Annotated in this window: 6 protein-coding genes and 9 pseudogenes; 7 read left to right on the forward strand and 8 right to left on the reverse strand. The window is 53.5% G+C overall.

Features of this window, described 5'->3' with window-relative positions; translation table 11 throughout:
- Positions 1-132: 132 nt before the first annotated feature.
- From ACMZI0_RS06115 to lrp, 3 genes and pseudogenes are all read right to left on the reverse strand, one after another.
- Positions 133-2,394 (reverse strand): annotated as a pseudogene (locus ACMZI0_RS06115) (DNA translocase FtsK); the annotation flags it as partial.
- Positions 2,395-2,873: 479 nt separating this feature from the next.
- Positions 2,874-3,525 (reverse strand): annotated as a pseudogene (locus ACMZI0_RS06120) (DNA translocase FtsK 4TM domain-containing protein); the annotation flags it as partial.
- A 117-nt stretch (positions 3,526-3,642) separates the two neighbouring features.
- Positions 3,643-4,137, reverse strand: a complete 495-nt coding sequence (lrp, locus tag ACMZI0_RS06125; RefSeq protein ID WP_195312891.1) for a leucine-responsive transcriptional regulator Lrp — start codon at positions 4,135-4,137, stop codon at positions 3,643-3,645.
- Between the two features lie 565 nt (positions 4,138-4,702).
- Here lrp and trxB point away from each other — a divergent pair.
- The 5 genes and pseudogenes from trxB (at position 4,703) to infA (ending at position 10,243) form a co-directional block, all read left to right on the forward strand.
- On the forward strand, positions 4,703-5,662 hold the full coding sequence (gene trxB / locus ACMZI0_RS06130) for a thioredoxin-disulfide reductase (protein WP_415672288.1): 960 nt from the start codon (positions 4,703-4,705) through the stop codon (positions 5,660-5,662).
- A 234-nt stretch (positions 5,663-5,896) separates the two neighbouring features.
- Positions 5,897-7,589, forward strand: a pseudogene (cydD, locus tag ACMZI0_RS06135) (thiol reductant ABC exporter subunit CydD).
- A 19-nt stretch (positions 7,590-7,608) separates the two neighbouring features.
- Positions 7,609-9,197, forward strand: a pseudogene (gene cydC, locus ACMZI0_RS06140) (thiol reductant ABC exporter subunit CydC).
- Positions 9,197-9,893, forward strand: a pseudogene (gene aat / locus ACMZI0_RS06145) (leucyl/phenylalanyl-tRNA--protein transferase). Before cydC ends, aat begins: the two co-directional pseudogenes overlap by 1 nt.
- Before the next feature lie 131 nt (positions 9,894-10,024).
- Entirely contained in the window at positions 10,025-10,243 is a 219-nt protein-coding gene (gene infA, locus ACMZI0_RS06150) for a translation initiation factor IF-1 (protein ID WP_415672289.1), read from the forward strand.
- A 179-nt stretch (positions 10,244-10,422) separates the two neighbouring features.
- On the opposite strand, the pseudogene clpA reads toward infA, so the two are convergent.
- A pseudogene (gene clpA / locus ACMZI0_RS06155) lies at positions 10,423-12,598 on the reverse strand (ATP-dependent Clp protease ATP-binding subunit ClpA).
- Entirely contained in the window at positions 12,594-12,731 is a 138-nt protein-coding gene (locus ACMZI0_RS06160; RefSeq protein WP_415672290.1) for a hypothetical protein, read from the reverse strand. The pseudogene clpA and the gene ACMZI0_RS06160 overlap by 5 nt, the downstream one beginning before the upstream one ends.
- A 356-nt stretch (positions 12,732-13,087) precedes the next feature.
- Here ACMZI0_RS06160 and cspD point away from each other — a divergent pair, with 356 nt between their 5' ends.
- Complete coding sequence (cspD, locus tag ACMZI0_RS06165) at positions 13,088-13,309, forward strand: cold shock-like protein CspD (protein WP_415672291.1); 222 nt, start codon at positions 13,088-13,090, stop codon at positions 13,307-13,309.
- A gap of 108 nt (positions 13,310-13,417) precedes the next feature.
- Here cspD and ACMZI0_RS06170 read toward each other — a convergent pair.
- A pseudogene (locus ACMZI0_RS06170) lies at positions 13,418-15,081 on the reverse strand (DUF2813 domain-containing protein).
- A gap of 333 nt (positions 15,082-15,414) precedes the next feature.
- Between ACMZI0_RS06170 and ACMZI0_RS06175 the strand changes: the two are divergent.
- A pseudogene (locus ACMZI0_RS06175) lies at positions 15,415-15,583 on the forward strand (2Fe-2S iron-sulfur cluster-binding protein); the annotation flags it as partial.
- Positions 15,584-15,612: 29 nt separating this feature from the next.
- Here the strand turns inward: ACMZI0_RS06175 and ACMZI0_RS06180 are convergent.
- Together ACMZI0_RS06180 and ACMZI0_RS06185 are read right to left on the reverse strand one after the other, a co-directional pair.
- Positions 15,613-16,659, reverse strand: coding sequence for a glycosyltransferase (locus tag ACMZI0_RS06180; protein ID WP_415672292.1), 1,047 nt, complete (start codon positions 16,657-16,659; stop codon positions 15,613-15,615).
- A 22-nt stretch (positions 16,660-16,681) separates the two neighbouring features.
- Positions 16,682-17,311 (reverse strand): annotated as a pseudogene (locus ACMZI0_RS06185) (ATP-binding cassette domain-containing protein); the annotation flags it as partial.
- Positions 17,312-17,379 lie beyond the last annotated feature (68 nt).

Raw genomic sequence — 17,379 nt, forward strand, 5'->3', positions numbered from 1 at the left:
TATTTACATCCTTTGCTGTCGATTTAAAAGACCGCCATCGCGGTCTGACTATCGTATTCTGCACATGCCGCACTACAGTCACTATTGCCAGAGAATCCTGGGATTCGGTAGGCGAATTGTCTGTAAATGGCATCATTCCATTGGCAGTGGAGCCAAAACATCACGGTTGCCGTTATGCCCCGGTTCACTGACGATACCTTGCATTTCCATCTGTTCCACAATGCGCGCGGCACGATTGTAACCGATGCGGAATTGGCGTTGCACGCCTGAAATTGAGGCTCGTCGTTTTTCTACAACAAAGGCCACCGCCTGATCGAACAGCGGATCCAGCTCTTCATCACCACCAAACTCAAGGTTACCGCCTTCACCGTCATCGCTGGCGCTGGCGCTGGTGATATTGTCAATATACTGCGGACGCCCACGCGCTTTCCAATCCAGCACCACGGCGTGGACTTCCTGATCGCGCACGAATGCACCGTGCACACGCACCGAAATGGAGGAGTTGGGCGCCATATAGAGCATATCCCCCATCCCCAGCAGCGACTCCGCGCCGCCCTGATCAAGAATGGTACGCGAATCGATCTTGCTCGATACAGTAAACGCGATGCGCGTCGGAATATTGGCTTTAATCAGGCCGGTGATAACATCAACAGAAGGCCGCTGCGTCGCCAGCACCAGATGGATCCCCGCTGCACGCGCTTTTTGTGCCAGACGGGCGATCAGTTCTTCCACTTTTTTGCCGACTGCCATCATCAGGTCAGCGAACTCATCCACCATCACCACGATGAAAGGCAACTTTTCCAGCACCGGCGGCGTGGTATCCATGCTATCGCCGGGCTTCCAGAACGGATCGGGCACCGGACGCCCCATCGCCTCCGCCGCTTTCACTCGCTCGTTGTAACCTTCAAGATTACGCACACCCAGCGCTGACATCAGCTTATAACGCCGGTCCATTTCACCGACGCACCAGCGTAAGGCATTCGCGGCATCTTTCATGTCGGTGACCACTTCGGTCAGCAGGTGTGGAATACCTTCATACACCGAGAGTTCCAGCATTTTGGGGTCGATCATGATAAAACGCACATCTTCGGGCATTGCTTTATACAACATGCTGATAATCATGGTGTTCACGCCGACAGACTTACCCGAACCTGTCGTCCCTGCGACCAGCAGGTGCGGCATGCGCGCCAAATCGGCGACCACCGGCTGACCGGCAATGTCTTTACCCAATACCACCGCCAGCGGCGACGGGTTATCACGGAATGCCTTGCAATCGAGCACTTCGCGCAGATAAACGGTGTGACGAAGTTTGTTCGGCAATTCCAGACCCACATACGGCTTGCCGGGGATAACTTCCACTACGCGTACCGCCACAACTGACAGCGAACGCGCCAGATCTCGCGACAGGTTAGAAATGCGCGCGGCTTTCACACCGGGAGCCAAGTCTAATTCGAAACGCGTGATCACCGGGCCTGCGTCGTAACCGACTACGCTTGCGGAAACACGGTAATCCGCCAGACGCGCTTCAATCAGACGCGCCGTCTGCTCAAGTTCAAAATGATCAACCGGCGCTTCACTTTCCGGCGGCGCCGTGAGCAATTCCAAGGTAGGCAGCGGCGTCGTTGGCTTTTGCAGCGGCTGATCGTTACGCATCAGGAAGGGGTGAATCAGGCTATCCATCAGCGAAGGCGCGGCATCATTCTCTTGCTCGTCATCAGAGTCAGAATGCACGTTTTGTTGAGGTTGTAACGCCTGATGCACGGGCGCTGCTGCAATAGCATCCTCATCGGCAGGCGACAGGGTAAACAGCGGCTCTTTCGGCGACTCATCCACCAGATCGATAAACGGCGAGAAAGAGAACGCCGGTTCATCGGCATCAGCATCGGCAGTGATGCCAGCCATAAAGGCCGCCGCGTCCGCAGCACTGGCTGGGGCAATCTCGTTTGAAAGCACTGGCTTCACGGCAGGCGCAACAACCGGGCTTTCTGGCTCGGCACTTGCGCCATAGCGTACCTGTTGCTGCTGAGCAAACGCCTGTGCCAGTTGTGCCTGCAACAGCGCTTCTTCATCCTGCTCACGTTCAGCATAGGCCTCACCGTAACGCTGCTCTTGCTGTTCCAGATAGGCCTGACGCAACGCAGCCTCTTGTGCTGCATCGTCAACCTCATCATCGCCTGGAGCCGTCATTTCGACCGTTTCGGGGATGGACTGTGCCTGACGTAGCGCTTCACGCTCCTGCTCTTCTGCCTGGCGCTGTGACGGCAACTTGATGCCATAAGAGGCTAGTTCGCGTCGGGTAGGAATACGCACCGGATTCGGACGCGGCAATTCCGGTCCCATTCCCTGTTTCACTTGGGGATTATCGTCACCCGCAGCAGTAAAAGCGGGCATAAAAGGCGCAGGATCGCTAGCCGTTGTGGTAGCGGCGGCAATAGCAGGAGCACCCTGCTCATGCAAAGAACCCAGCGGCGGCGTGCGATCGCGATCCGGCGCTACCGTGGGTGAAAATGTCGACAGCGGTTTATTTTCTAGAACAGCAGCACCGGGCAACTCAAATGCGTAAAGCGGCGGCAAGGCATCCTGCGTGTGACTGTCATCACTGAGTGTCGTTTTGCTGAGCGCAGGATTGAATGCGTTGAGCGCAGCCTCCTGGCCCTGAAGCGCATCAACCGGCGCTGACTCATGGGTATGAGCAGCTTTGTCCGCATCGCCAGTACCACTGGCCGTGCTGCTCTGCGCTACGTTATCAGGTGCGTGCTGACGCACAGCAGGTGCCAGCAAAATATCATCGGCATCCGCGTCATCTGTGACCGCTCTCGCATCGGCAGAAGAGGCTAGCGCTTGCGGCAGTTCATCTTCACGTTCTGCATCATCGCGAGCATCATCATCGCGGTAAATATCCTCCGCGCGCGAGCGATTAGAAAAGAAGGTCAGACAGCCTAATACTGCACCGCCAATTTTTTCCGCAATGGTCAGCCACGACCAGCCGGTAAACAGCGTCAATCCGGCCACCCAGACGCACAGCAGAATCAGGGTTGCCCCCATGCTGTTGAAACGCGGCACCATGGAACTGCTCAGCAAACTCCCCAGCACCCCACCCGAGGCAAAATAGTAGAGATCGTCCACATTGAGTGCAGCCAGACCGCAGGAGGTGAGGATCAGCGCCAATGTGCCGATCAGGCGCAAAGAAAGGGTAAAGAGATCTACGGCACTTTGGTTATCACTCTGGCGAAAGGCCACCCAGCACAGCGACAGCATGATGGGCGGTATGGCATAGGCCAGCACGCCAAAAATGAAAAACAGCGTATCGGCCAGCCATGCACCAACGCCGCCGCCCAGATTGTGAATCGGTTCATGCCAGGCGGTTTGCGACCAGCTCGGATCAGAAGGGCTGAAGCTTAACAGCGCAACGCTCAGATAAACGGCAAAAAGCGCCACAACGATGAAAATCGCTTCCAATAAACGACGGCTGCCACTGAGTTTCTTCAGCGTCACGTCTTTGTCTTCGGTATATTCCTGGCTCAAGCGTCTCTCCAGGGGTCCTGTTCATGTTCATGACAAAACGCCGAGGCGAACTCGGCGCTGTGACTGTATATATTCACAGGAGTATAGCTGAAATTAACGGGCTTTGCACCCCTGCGTTTAGCGTGTTCTGATGACCAGACGATTGCTCTGTTTCACTTCTTCCATCACCACGTAGGTACGGGTATCGTTCACCCCCGGCAAGCGCAGCAACGTTTCACCAAGCAGTTTGCGGTATGCGGACATATCCGGTACGCGTGTTTTCAGAAGATAGTCAAAATCTCCGGAGACCAGGTGGCACTCCTGAATTTCTTCCAGTTTCTGTACGGCAGCATTGAACTGCTCGAACACATCCGGCGCACCGCGGTTTAACGTGATCTCAACGAACACCAACAGTGAAGCGTCGAGATAATGCGGGTTCAACAATGCGGTGTAGCCATTGATAAATCCCTGGCGCTCCAGGCGACGAACGCGTTCCAGGCACGGCGTAGGAGAAAGACCCACGCGTTTGGAAAGTTCAACGTTGGAGATTCGGCCGTCTTTTTGTAATTCATTCAGGATATTGCGATCGATGCGATCAAGATCTTTTCCCGGTCGTTTTTTCGTGTCTACCATTCTTATTGTCTCTCTTCACTACTTCCTTGACTACTTCCTTGCCCTTGCTACACTCCGACCCACATCAATGTATCAGAGCAGCCCTAAAAGAAGACGTGCTGGCTATTTTGTATATCAAGGGTCGCTTTACATCGCTTTCCTCTCACCGCCACGACACACTGCGATGTCATCCCGGCGTTCATAATACCCTGTCTGTCCTGTTATAAACACACCATCGACTGGTCGCACGGTGAGAGCCACAACATAAAGAAAAACCGAGCTTTCAACCATTCTATTCACATACAAATAGTTTCCTCTTCCCTAGATGTTTTCGCAAAACGGTAGCCGATTGTCAAAGCAAAACAATGAAAATCAGAAGAAACTGCCAAATAAAACCCTACTGCTCGCTGGCTAAGACCATTTTCAATCATTTTTCTAATAAATGACGCTGTGTCATCAGTGAATTGTATGGGTTATAGGCCTAACCGATTAAACAAATAGGTAACAATTTTGCTGCCTACTTTTTTTAGCCGGGTAATTTCCTTACAATCGCCATAAAGTAGACCGTTGCAAAAAAGAGGAAGACATGGGTACCGTCAAGCACCACAAGCTGTTGATTTTAGGTTCTGGCCCTGCGGGCTATACCGCTGCGGTGTATGCCGCGCGCGCCAACCTGCACCCGGTTCTGATTACCGGGATGGAAAAAGGCGGACAGTTGACGACCACGACGGAAGTGGAAAACTGGCCAGGCGACACGGAAGGTCTTACCGGACCGTTGCTGATGGACCGCATGCATACTCATGCAGAGAAGTTCAACACCGAGATCATTTTCGATCACATTCAGCGCGTTGATTTGCAACAGCGTCCATTCCGCCTGTTTGGCGACAGCGATGAATACACCTGCGATGCCCTGATTGTCGCGACTGGCGCATCTGCGCGTTATATCGGCTTACCCTCCGAAGACACCTTTAAAGGTAAAGGGGTTTCTGCGTGTGCAACCTGTGACGGTTTCTTCTACCGTAACCAGCGCGTTGCAGTGGTCGGCGGCGGCAATACTGCGGTGGAAGAAGCGCTGTACCTGTCCAACATCGCGCAAGAAGTACACTTGATTCACCGTCGTGACAGCTTCCGTGCGGAGAAAATCCTGATCGACCGTCTGATGGACAAAGTGCAAAACGGCAATATCGTGCTGCATACCGATCGCACCCTGGATGAAGTGCTGGGCGATGAAATGGGCCTAACCGGCGTCCGTTTACGCAACACCCGCACCGATGAGAGCGAAGAACTGGCGCTGGCGGGTGTCTTTATCGCCATCGGCCACAGCCCTAACACCGCCATTTTCGATGGTCAACTGGCGCTGGAAAACGGTTACATCAACGTACAATCCGGCATCCACGGCAACGCCACTCAAACCAGTATCCCTGGCGTGTTTGCAGCAGGCGATGTGATGGATCATATCTACCGTCAGGCCATTACTTCAGCGGGTACAGGCTGTATGGCTGCGCTGGATGCAGAACGCTATCTGGACGGTCTCGCCGCCAAATAATGCACTGCCCTGTCTCCCTTATTCAGGTCATATCTGTCGGAATAAGGGAGATTCATTTCTCTTCCTTTTGGGAAAAATTGATCTCTCCCCGCATTTTCTCCCTTTGGTTTGCTCCTGCACTTTAGCGCGGTAACATGGGCCCACGCTGAATACCCGCCCGCTTTTTGTTATATAACAGTTACATAAAGGTTGGTTTTTGGTATTCCCTTTTTCCCTAGCGCGGCCTGATACTCTATGAAACAGACTCGACAGCAACAACTCGCACGTTGGTTAAAACAGCAGAGCAAATTGGCACAACGCTGGCTCCTCCTTTCATTACTGCTGGGCTTTATCAGCGGCCTTCTGATCGTGGCGCAGGCGTGGGTTTTGGCAACATTGCTGCATGCCTTAATCATCGAGCATGTTCCGCGTCAGGCGCTTATCAACGAGTTTATGCTGCTTATTGGGCTGTTTACCGCGCGCGCTCAATCATCTGCTGCGTGAGCAAGTCGGCTTTCGCTGTGGTGAAGCGGCACGGCGACAAATCCGTCATCTGGTACTGGATAAATTACAGTGGTTAGGGCCGGCCTGGGTACAGGGAAAACCTGCGGGAAGCTGGGCAACGCTTATTCTTGAACAAGTCGAAGATATGCAGGATTACTATGCGCGCTATCTGCCACAAATGTATCTTGCCGCCTTGATTCCGCTGTTGATTCTGGCCGCTGTTTTTCCCATCAACTGGGCCGCAGCATTGATCTTGCTGGTCACAGCTCCGTTAATACCACTGTTTATGGCACTGGTCGGCATGGGGGCGGCCGATGCCAATCGCCGTAATTTTCAGGCATTGGCCCGTCTGAGTGGTCACTTTCTCGATCGGCTGCACGGTATGGAAACGTTGCGGCTGTTTCATCGCGGTGCGGCAGAAGTCGATGACATTCGCTGGGCATCGGAAGATTTTCGCAGCCGAACCATGGAAGTGCTGCGCATGGCGTTTCTATCCTCCGTCGAGCTGGATTTCGGCCATTATGGCACCGGCTTCACGCTGTTTGCCGGCTTCCTGGTCTTAATCCTTGCGCCAGAGTTTTTCCAACCCTTGCGCGATCTGGGCACCTTTTACCACTCTAAAGCACAAGCCGTTGGCGCAGCGGAGTCTCTGGTGAGCTTCCTTACTGCCGAAGCAGAAGAAGTGGGCCTGGGCACACAGCCTTTTCAAGCGGACGCCATTGCCATCCGTGCCGAACAATGGGTGGTGCTCTCCCCCACCGGCACCGCATTAACCCAACCGCTCACTTTTACGATCGAACCGGGACAGCGCGTGGCGCTGGTCGGCGTCAGCGGTGCAGGTAAAAGTTCGTTGCTTAACGCGCTGCTCGGTTTTTTACCCTATCGCGGCTCGCTGTGTATTAACGGACAGGAACTGCATTCGCTGAATACCGATGCCTGGCGTAAACACATCAGTTGGTTGGGGCAAAATCCGCATCTGCCAGAAGAAACGCTGCGCAGCAATATTTTGTTGGGGAATCCAGCAGCCACCGACGACACGCTGCAAAATGCGGTCGAACAGGCCTACGTACACGAGTTTCTTCCCCTGTTGCCACAAGGCCTTGATACCGCTGTTGGCGATGGCGCAGCACGACTTTCTGTCGGACAGGCGCAGCGCGTTGCGGTAGCTCGGGCATTGCTAAAACCCTCACAACTGCTGCTATTGGATGAACCGACGGCCAGCCTCGATGCTCACAGTGAACAACGCGTGATGCAAGCGTTGGAAAACGCCGCACATCAGCACACAACGTTACTGGTGACGCATCGCCTTGATGACACGCGCCATTACGACAGCGTATGGGTGATGGAAAAAGGACAACTGGCACAGCAGGGGGACTACAACACGCTGAGCCAACAGCCGGGACCGTTTGCCGATCTTCTGGCACAGCGTCATGGAGTTTATTGATATGTCGCAGAATACACCGTTGCAGGTACTAAAACCTTTTCTCCTGCTGTATCGCCGCCACATTTGGCGTCTCAGCATCGGCGTTGTGCTGGCCATTATCACTCTACTGGCAAGCATTGGGCTGCTGACGCTCTCCGGTTGGTTTCTCGCGGATGCATCACTGGCGGGTCTTGCCGGGTTGGTTACCTTCAACTATATGTTGCCTGCGGCGGGGGTGCGCGGCGCGGCCATCCTGCGTACCGCCGGGCGCTATGCCGAGCGTCTGGTGAGCCATGACGCGGCGTTTCGCGTACTGCAACATCTGCGCGTTTTTACCTTTTCGCGCATTCTTCCGCTTTCACCGGGTGGGTTAGCCCGGTTTCGTCAGGCCGACCTGCTAAACCGCCTGGTCGCTGACGTCGATACACTCGATCACCTTTACTTGCGTGTTATTTCACCGCTGGTCAGCGCGTTGGTCGTCATTCTGGTGGTGACTTACGGACTGAGCTGGCTGGACACCTCGCTAGCGTTGATCCTCGGCACAATCATGCTGCTACTGTTAGCCCTGCTCCCTCCCGTGTTCTATCGTGCAGGCAAACTGATCGGCATCCACCTCACGCAACTGCGCTCACGTTATCGTACACAGTTAACCACCTGGTTACAGGGGCAAGCCGAATTAACCCTGTTTGGTGCACAGGCAACCGTTCGCCGCCAGCTTGCGGACACCGAGCAAGCCTGGTTAACACAGCAACAGCGACAGGCGCGTCTGACCGGCATGTCGCAGGCGCTTATGCTGCTTTGTACCGGTTTTACCGTTACCACCATTCTCTGGTTGGCTGCGGCAGGGATTGGCGGAGCCTCCCAACCGGGAGCATTGATCGCCTTGTTCGTGTTTGCCTCACTGGCTGCGTTTGAAGCATTAGGCCCGGTCACCGGCGCGTTTCAGCACATGGGCCAGGTCATCGCATCGGCCACACGCGTTGATCAGATTTTACGTCAGCAGCCTGCGGTGGCTTTCACGACGCCCCCCGCCTCAGCCTTAACCACGACCGCAATACTGTCATTACAGCAGGTGAGCTTCACCTATCCAGTCCAGCCGCAGTCGGTATTGCAGGACATTACGCTGGATATCGCCCGGGCGAACATATCGCGCTACTGGGACGTACAGGTTGTGGTAAATCAACGCTATTACAATTGCTGACCCGCGCCTGGGACAGCGATGCCCAACTGAGTCAGCAACTGGAACAGGTAGGATTAGGTAATCTGCTGAAAACGCCAGAAGGCCTCAATGCCTGGATCGGTGAAGGCGGACGCCAACTGTCTAGCGGGGAACAGCGTCGACTCGGGCTGGCACGCGCACTGCTCCACCCAGCCCCTCTGGTGCTGCTGGATGAACCCACCGAAGGGTTGGATGCCGATACCGAACAAAAAATTCTGCATCTGCTGCGTGATAATACCCAGGGCAAAACGGTTATCATCATTACCCATCGCCTGCACGATATGGCGTATCTGGATCGTATTTGCGTACTGGATAACGGTCGCCTCGTCGAGCAAGGGTGCCACGCCGAGCTGCTGGAGGCTCAAGGTCGCTATTGGCAGTTCCATCAACACGCTGCCCGGCAAATATAATGCAGTTATTTCAACTCTCACCGAATACCACGCTTTTTCCTCCGGTGGAAAAAGCGTTGGCTGACCCCAACGGTTTATTGGCCTTTGGTGGCGATCTTTCGCCAGACAGATTACTGGCGGCGGCGTACCGACACGTCATTTTTCCCTGGTACTCGCCCGGCGACCCCATCTTGTGGTGGTCTCCGGACCCACGAGCAGTACTGCATCCCCAAGCGCTTCATATCAGCCGCAGTCTGCGCAAGTTCATGCGCAAGCAGCTCTTTCATATTACGCTCAATTACGCATTCAGTTCTGTGATACACGCCTGCGCCAACGCGCGCCAGGAAGGTACCTGGATCAGCCCCGCGATGATCGCCGCATACTGCAAGCTTCATGAGCTGGGGTATGCGCATTCGATTGAGGTGTGGTACGAGGATGAACTGGTCGGTGGGCTGTACGGCATTGCGCAAGGTACGCTGTTTTGCGGTGAATCCATGTTCAGCACTCGCGATAACGCTTCCAAATGCGCGCTGGTTGCCCTGGTAACGCATTTTATGCGCTATATGGAGGGCAATTGGTACTCAACGCGCATACGGCCTCTCGGGCGCGACAGAGGTGCCGCGCTCGACGTATCTGACGGCGCTACGCGCATTACAGGATACGCCCATCGCCCTATCCTGCTGGCAGCCACAAGCGCTTGCGCCGATCGGCGAATGATAAAGCATGCCCTTGCGCCCCTCTTATCCGACAGTTGCTGTTGAGATCATCAACGCTCCTTTACATAATGCCGGTTTTTCGGCATTATCGTGCCCGTCAAAAAGTAAAGGTAGTTAACCCTAGAGGATTCGATGGCCAAAGAAGACAATATTGAAATGCAAGGCACCGTGCTTGATACACTGCCTAACACCATGTTCCGCGTTGAGTTGGAAAACGGGCACGTGGTTACCGCTCATACCTCCGGTAAAATGCGTAAAAACTATATCCGCATCCTGATGGGTGACAAAGTGACTGTAGAGCTGACCCCGTACGACCTGAGTAAAGGCCGCATTGTCTTCCGTAGCCGTTAATCGGTTTGCCTGTCGCAGAAGCTGCGACACCTGAGGATGTCCCTTCCTTATGCCCTCTCCTGTTCAGGTGAGGGCTTTTGTTTTTTGGTACTCGTTGCAAACGGTTGTACTTGTAGCAATCCAGACAAAAAAAGCAGTGCTCTCGCACTGCTTTTTCCTTCACCGCTCAGCAGCCACTATCAGTGCACAGTCCCTTCCTCTTTTTGCTTTTGCGCACTGTGAAAACTGTAAGTCAGCGTTTGTGCTGATTTATCCAGTTCCACCTTCACGGAACCACCGTTCACTAACGAGCCAAACAGTAGTTCGTTCGCCAGCGGCTTCTTGAGGTTTTCCTGTATCACTCGCGCCATTGGGCGCGCGCCCATCGCTTTGTCATAGCCTTTATCTGCCAGCCAGTTGCGCGCGTCTTCACTGACTTCCAGTGAAACGCCTTTGGCATCCAGCTGTGCTTGCAGTTCGACCACAAACTTATCCACCACCTGCTGGATAATCTGCGTTGACAGGTGATTGAACCAGATAATGCCATCCAGACGGTTACGGAACTCCGGCGTGAAGATCTTTTTAATCTCTTCCATCGCATCGCTGCTGTTGTCCTGCTGAATCAGGCCAATAGACTTGCGCTGAGTCTCTTGCACACCCGCGTTGGTGATCATGACAACAATCACGTTGCGGAAATCGGCCTTACGGTCGTTATTGTCAGTCAGCGAGCCATTATCCATCACCTGCAACAGCAGGTTGAAGACATCCGGGTGCGCTTTTTCTATTTCATCAAGCAGCAGTACCGAATTGCGGATGTTTGATCACGGCATCCGTCAACAGCCCGCCTTGATCGAAGCCAACGTATCCCGGTGGCGCACCTATCAGGCGACTCACGGTGTGACGCTCCATATATTCAGATATATCGAAGCGTAGCAGCTCAATATCCATCGCTTTGGCTAACTGCACTGTCACTTCAGTTTTCCCAACGCCAGTCGGTCCGGCAAACAGGAAAGAGCCAACTGGCTTGCGCTCGCTGCCTAATCCAGCACGGCTCATCTTGATCGCTTCCGTAAGCGCTTCGATGGCTTTATCCTGACCGAACACCAGCATCTTCAGGCGATCGCTCAAGTTTTTCAGCACATCGCGGTCGCTGGCCGAGACGGTTTTCTCCGGAATACGGGCGATGCGCGCCACCACCGATTCAATGTCCGAGACGTTAACCGTCTTTTTGCGTTTGCTGACGGGCATCAAGCGACTACGCGCCCCAGCTTCGTCAATCACATCGATAGCTTTATCGGACAGATGGCGATCGTTGATGTATTTCACCGACAACTCAACGGCGGCGCGCACAGCTTTTGCCGTGTAACGCACGTCATGGTGAGCTTCATATTTCGGTTTTAACCCGTTAATGATCTGCACGGTTTCTTCGATGCTCGGCTCAGTGATATCGATTTTCTGGAAACGGCGCGCTAAAGCACGGTCTTTCTCAAAAATAGTGCTGAATTCCTGATAGGTGGTAGAACCGATAACCCGAATCTTACCGCTGGAGAGCAACGGCTTGATCAAATTGGCCGCGTCAACCTACCCACCGGAAGCCGCGCCCGCACCAATGATGGTGTGGATCTCATCGATAAACAGGATGCCGCTGTGATCTTGCTCCAACTGCTTGAGCAGTGCTTTAAAACGTTTTTCAAAATCCCCACGGTACTTGGTGCCCGCCAGCAGCGAGCCGATATCAAGCGAATAGAGGGTGCAACCCGCCATCACTTCCGGCACGTCACCCTGAACAATGCGCCAGGCCCGACCTTCAGCAATAGCCGTTTTCCCTACCCCAGACTCCCCGACCAGCAGCGGATTGTTCTTGCGGCGACGGCACAGCACCTGGATGGTGCGTTCCAGCTCTTTTTCGCGACCAATCAGCGGGTCAATGCCGCCAACGCGAGCCAATTGATTGAGGTTGGTGGTGAAGTTCTCCATACGATCCTCCCCTCCTACCGGCTCTTCATTGACAGGGTTTTCCGAATTCGGTGCCTGACCGGACTCTTCTTTGCGCGTGCCGTGGGAAATGAAATTCACCACATCCAGCCGACTCACATCATGCTTACGTAACAGATAGGCAGCCTGCGACTCTTGCTCGCTAAAAATCGCCACCAGCACGTTAGCGCCTGACACTTCACTGCGGCCGGAAGACTGAACGTGAAACACGGCGCGTTGCAGTACGCGCTGAAAACTCAGCGTCGGCTGCGTTTCACGTTCTTCATTATTTCGCGGTAACGTCGGGGTGGTCTGTTCGATGAACGTTTCCAGTTCCTGGCGCAATGCCGCCAAATCCACCGAGCAAGCCTCCAACGCTTCACGCGCCGCCGAGTTGCTAATTTTTCTGCCGTTTCTCTAACAGATCGCTGTCAGAATGCGTCCAGGGGCGGCTTTCCATACTGATCCCCGCTGCTGCATCAAGGTGAGGCTGTCGCACCCACTCATTTTCAATCTCCAAACTGCGCTTACCCATTATTCTTCCATCTTGATTAATGCGACGACGTGCTGATTGCCCACACCAGCCATTTACTCTTTATTTTATCACCTGCACGCGCACTGTGTTGCCAGGAAGCAAGAAATCGTCAGGTTATGTCATCGGTAACAGCACACGTATTGGCGCAACAACCGTGCATGGAAATCACCAATTGCGTTACCTGCATCAAACTTTGACAAACTGTTTCGCCCTCCCCGCGTGGGATGGCTTGACGCTCTTTTCGATTTCACTAGAGTGTACAGGTGAATTGACTGGGTTTTAATCAATTCGCATGCATGTCAACCAAATAACCTCACCTCTAGTTTTGATAACACTCTTGCGAAGGACGTAAATGCATGGAGACAGGTACTGTTAAATGGTTCAATAATGTCAAAGGCTTTGGATTTATCTGTCCCGAAGGTGGGGGTGAAGATATCTTTGCTCACTACTCGACGATTCAAATGGACGGTTATCGCACGCTGAAGGCAGGCCAGGCGGTCAGATTTTATGTTCATAAAGGCCCCAAAGGAAACCACGCCAGTTTGATCGTCCCGCTGATAGCCGAAGCGGTGGTCTGAGCAAGTCACCCTATTCTTTACAGAAGAAAATGCTGGTTTCACGACCGGCATTTTTATTTATTCTGACGTCAGAAAAGGCGGTTTGAAAACAGATTGCATCAAAGCCGCTTAATCTGCCCGCCCGTGCGCCAACCAGAGTACGCGTGAAAAAAGCGTGCGGATCAAAACTGGAATGGCCTCATTGCCGCGTTCAGCAGCGCTCATTGCCACATCGATCGCCAGATCCGGCTTTGAAGCGCGATGAATCGCCTTCACAATTACTTTCGCGGCCGAGAGCGGCGCATTTTCCGGCACCTGCGCGATGCGGTGAAAAACATCCTTGTAGCCGTTGCGATACATGAAATGCTCCATATCGGGCGCAGAGAGCATGGTGATGTGGTCGCGCTCGCTTTCCCCCTGCTGGGTCAGCAGGCTGCGCGCCGTTGCCGCATACTTTTTCCCCGCATCATCACCATCTACCAGCACGTGCCACTCAATGCCCATACGGTGCGCGAATTTCAGCAGCGGTCGTAGCCCGGATTGCGCAAATTCAATAACACGCACCCCTTCCGCTTCAAAATGATGTCCACATTGGCGCGCCAGCTCACTGAGCATCCAGACTTCGGTCTCACCCTCGACCAGCAGCCAGCAGCGTGCGAACAGCGATGACGGGCGATTAAAGAGGATATAGAACGCAATACGGCGGCTATCCTCAGGATTCATGCCTTGCTTCCCAATACGATAGGTTGCCACACGCGAGGATTCCCGCACCAGACGGCACACCTGCTCGACGGGCACCAGCGACAGCAGATCGCCGGAATTGGTGGTGGTGATTTTTTGCAAAGGCAAATGCATCAGCAGTTCCCAGGCGACTGATAGCATGATCGGATGTAATCGAGTTTCAGGATCTTCCACCAGCAACAGCGGCCGAGATTCCGTATCCAGCGATACTGCACCTTTGGCCTGCAGCAGCGTTGAGAAGAGCTCCAAAAGAATGATACGACGGCTACGGCTGTTGGGGTCGCTCAGCATCCAGTTGATGTTATCCAGAGAGCGCCAGGATTTTCCATTGCGCGCGCGTGGTGGTGGTGGCGCGGGGTGAAATCTTCCTCTCCCTGCTCGGCAAAATAGTGTTCCAACAGCTGACGCATCGCCACAATCCCTTGACGCAGCTCTTGATCGGTCAATCGTTGCGGATTGCGGATGAGTTCCTGCATCAGTTGGTTTAGGTGCTGAGTCAGGTCTTCGCTGTTATTATCCCGCACCGGCAATGGCACGACATCGGCCCGCTTGCGTCTTGTGAAACGCGCATCACGCAGTCGCAAAACCGGATGCAAACGGATAAGCTCACGCGCCAGCACATCAATGTTAGCCAGTACCAACGGCTGCCCATCGGCGTCGAGGAAACTGCGCCAGGTGCACACCGCACTGCTTTCATCCACTTCACCTTCCAGGCGATAGAAAATGCGCTGCAATCGCCCCTCTCCTTTAACCCAAACGGGTGCCAACCCACGATAACGCGGCCCAAGATGATACCCTACGCCACTTTCACAAAATGTAAAAATAACCTGCAAGTGGCGTTCCCGGCTGGTTTCATCACCAGGAGTAAAATGGAAGTCTTGCAAAGAGAAATGGTACGGCGGCAAGGCCGGTGACAGCAGCAGTGAAAGCGCATCCAGCAGGCTTGATTTCCCCCAGGCATTCTCGCCAATCAACACCGTATTCTGATCCAGTACCAACGACAGCCGGTTGATGCCGCGAAAGCCAAGAATCTCAACATTTTCAAGGTATATGCACACCTCCTGATGTTTACGCAACACGGATCCGCTGGCCTACGTTTTCATTTTAAACCATAACGAGCGTGCTTCACCAAGACAGATGTGTCATCCACAAGATGTCTTTTCTGTGATCCCTTACGGTTTAGTAATTGTTTTATAAGCATTGTTTATCTTCATTGCCTTACATTTCGCTAACACATCATTCCCTGATCGAAGCAGCGTGACGTACGACCTTATAACCTTATCGACCTCCTGCCTGTCAAGGTTGGCGGGCGGATATGTCTGCCAGAATTGATGTAATTTGACCATCATGGCTGTCAGGAAAATGCGTTGTGCAATAGTGAATTCGTCGTAGAGTTGGTTCGCGCAGGCGTATGTGGCAGTTGCAAAACAAAGTTGCTTTCCGGCAACTACACCACCAGCAGCACCATGACATTAACATCAGAAGAGATCGATCGCTCAGGGCTATGTGTTGGCGTGCAGTTGCCAACTGCACAGGGATACTGTGCTGGCATAACGCACAGAAAATGTGGGGCGCAAAAAAGGTTAAGGCGTTGCCACACCCGCAACCGCGGGTGTGGGCCCCTTATGGGCCAGCGAGATAATTTTTTTCACACAGGCATCGATAGAATAGCGCAACACGACATCATCACTGGCGTGGCGAGCTCTCTGGCGATAAGGCTCAGGATGTATAAGGAAATCTGCAATGGCAGCCTGGCAGGCTGCAACATCGTCACAAGGCAACAACACACCGTTTTCCTGATGACGGATAACATCAGGGATGCCCCCCACCGCGCTCGCCATCACCGGCACGTTGAAAAACATTGCTTCTACCAACGCCATCCCAAATGACTCGTTACGTGAAGGCATCAGCACCAAATCCGCATGCCGATAGATGGCCGATGCTGGAAACACCTTACCTGCCATCATGACGTTATCTTGCAAACCGTAACGTGTAATCGTCGCCTCAATGGCCTTGTTCTCAGGGCCATCACCTACGATCAGGTAACGAAACACATAACCGGCCTGCCTGAGCGCAGCCAACGCCGCCAACGCAGTATCATGTCCTTTTTCGCCGCGTAGCATGCCGACTTGAGCAATCACCGGCGAAGTATCGGCACTCAGCCAGCGTTGCAGCACAACAAGCAAAGCCTGCTCGCTTTGGGCATATAATGCGGCAAAGTCAAATCCTGGTGCTACCACCTCAATTTTTTCGTCTCGACACCCACCTGCCACCATTGCACGCTTCATGCCGCTGCTGGGAACAATCACCTGATCGGCCAGATAATTGGTGCTAAACGGTTTAATCCGGCTGGTTAGATAGGTTTTTTGCCGTACCAATGTCGGTTTATTCCAGACCAGCCTGGTTGCCAGTGCTGCAATATTTGCGTCATGTCCGCTGTGACTAACAATGAATAAAGGATGATATTCGTTAATAAGCTTTCTTATCCGCCACAGCGACGGGAAATGATAACTATTTCTAAATGTAATGGGATATATTGGAATATGCTTTTCAGCAGCAAGTGTAGCAACTTCACTGTCAGGCCGACACGCCAGCAGCACCTCGAACCCCAAATGTTTGTTGCAAGGCATGTAATTGCATCATTGCCTGCAATTCCTGATAGTGGGTCACCATCACGCAGGTCACCCCTACGCGCTCAAGAATATCAACCACTTCCAACTGCATACGATCGCGCAGCTTTTTGTCCAGCTCCCCCATTGGCTCATCCAGCAGCAGTTTAGGGCGCTTCGCCAGACTACGCGCCAGTGCTACACGCTGCCGCTGACCGCCGGAAAGCTGGTGCGGTTTGCGTCCGGCAAACTCCTGCATATGCACCAGCGTCAGCATTTCTTCAACCCGATCTTTAATTTCAGCGCGGGAGAGCTTGTCCTGCTTCAAACCAAAGGCGATGTTCTTCTCAACCGTCATATGCGGGAATAACGCATAGGACTGAAACATCATATTGATGGGGCGCTGATAAGGCGGCACCAGCGATAGATCCTGTCCATCCAGCACAATCTGCCCCTGGGTGGGATGTTCAAAACCAGCCAGCATACGCAACAGCGTGGATTTACCGCAGCCGGAAGCCCCCAGCAGCGCGAAAATCTCACCTTTGTAGATAGTCAGACTCACATCATCCACGGCCGCCTAACCGTCAGATGATTTGGTCAAATTGCGCACTTCCAACAGTGGCGTTACGGCCTTTTGGGTTTTAGGCTGAGGACGGGAAATTACATCATTCACTTAGCATTGCTCTCCGGCAAAAGCAGAACAAACGAATAACCCACAGTGAAAAAGGGATGCGCGACACG

The organism is Symbiopectobacterium sp. (assembly GCF_047692315.1).
Taxonomy (GTDB): Bacteria; Pseudomonadota; Gammaproteobacteria; order Enterobacterales; family Enterobacteriaceae; genus Symbiopectobacterium.

Coding starts and splice junctions, on each gene's coding strand:
- cspD (WP_415672291.1), top strand. CDS start 13,088: ATGGAGACAGGTACTGTTAAATGGTTCAATAATGTCAAAGGCTTTGGA.
- ACMZI0_RS06160 (WP_415672290.1), bottom strand. CDS start 12,731: ATGGGTAAGCGCAGTTTGGAGATTGAAAATGAGTGGGTGCGACAGCCT.
- infA (WP_415672289.1), top strand. CDS start 10,025: ATGGCCAAAGAAGACAATATTGAAATGCAAGGCACCGTGCTTGATACA.
- lrp (WP_195312891.1), bottom strand. CDS start 4,137: ATGGTAGACACGAAAAAACGACCGGGAAAAGATCTTGATCGCATCGAT.
- trxB (WP_415672288.1), top strand. CDS start 4,703: ATGGGTACCGTCAAGCACCACAAGCTGTTGATTTTAGGTTCTGGCCCT.
- ACMZI0_RS06180 (WP_415672292.1), bottom strand. CDS start 16,659: ATGCCTTGCAACAAACATTTGGGGTTCGAGGTGCTGCTGGCGTGTCGG.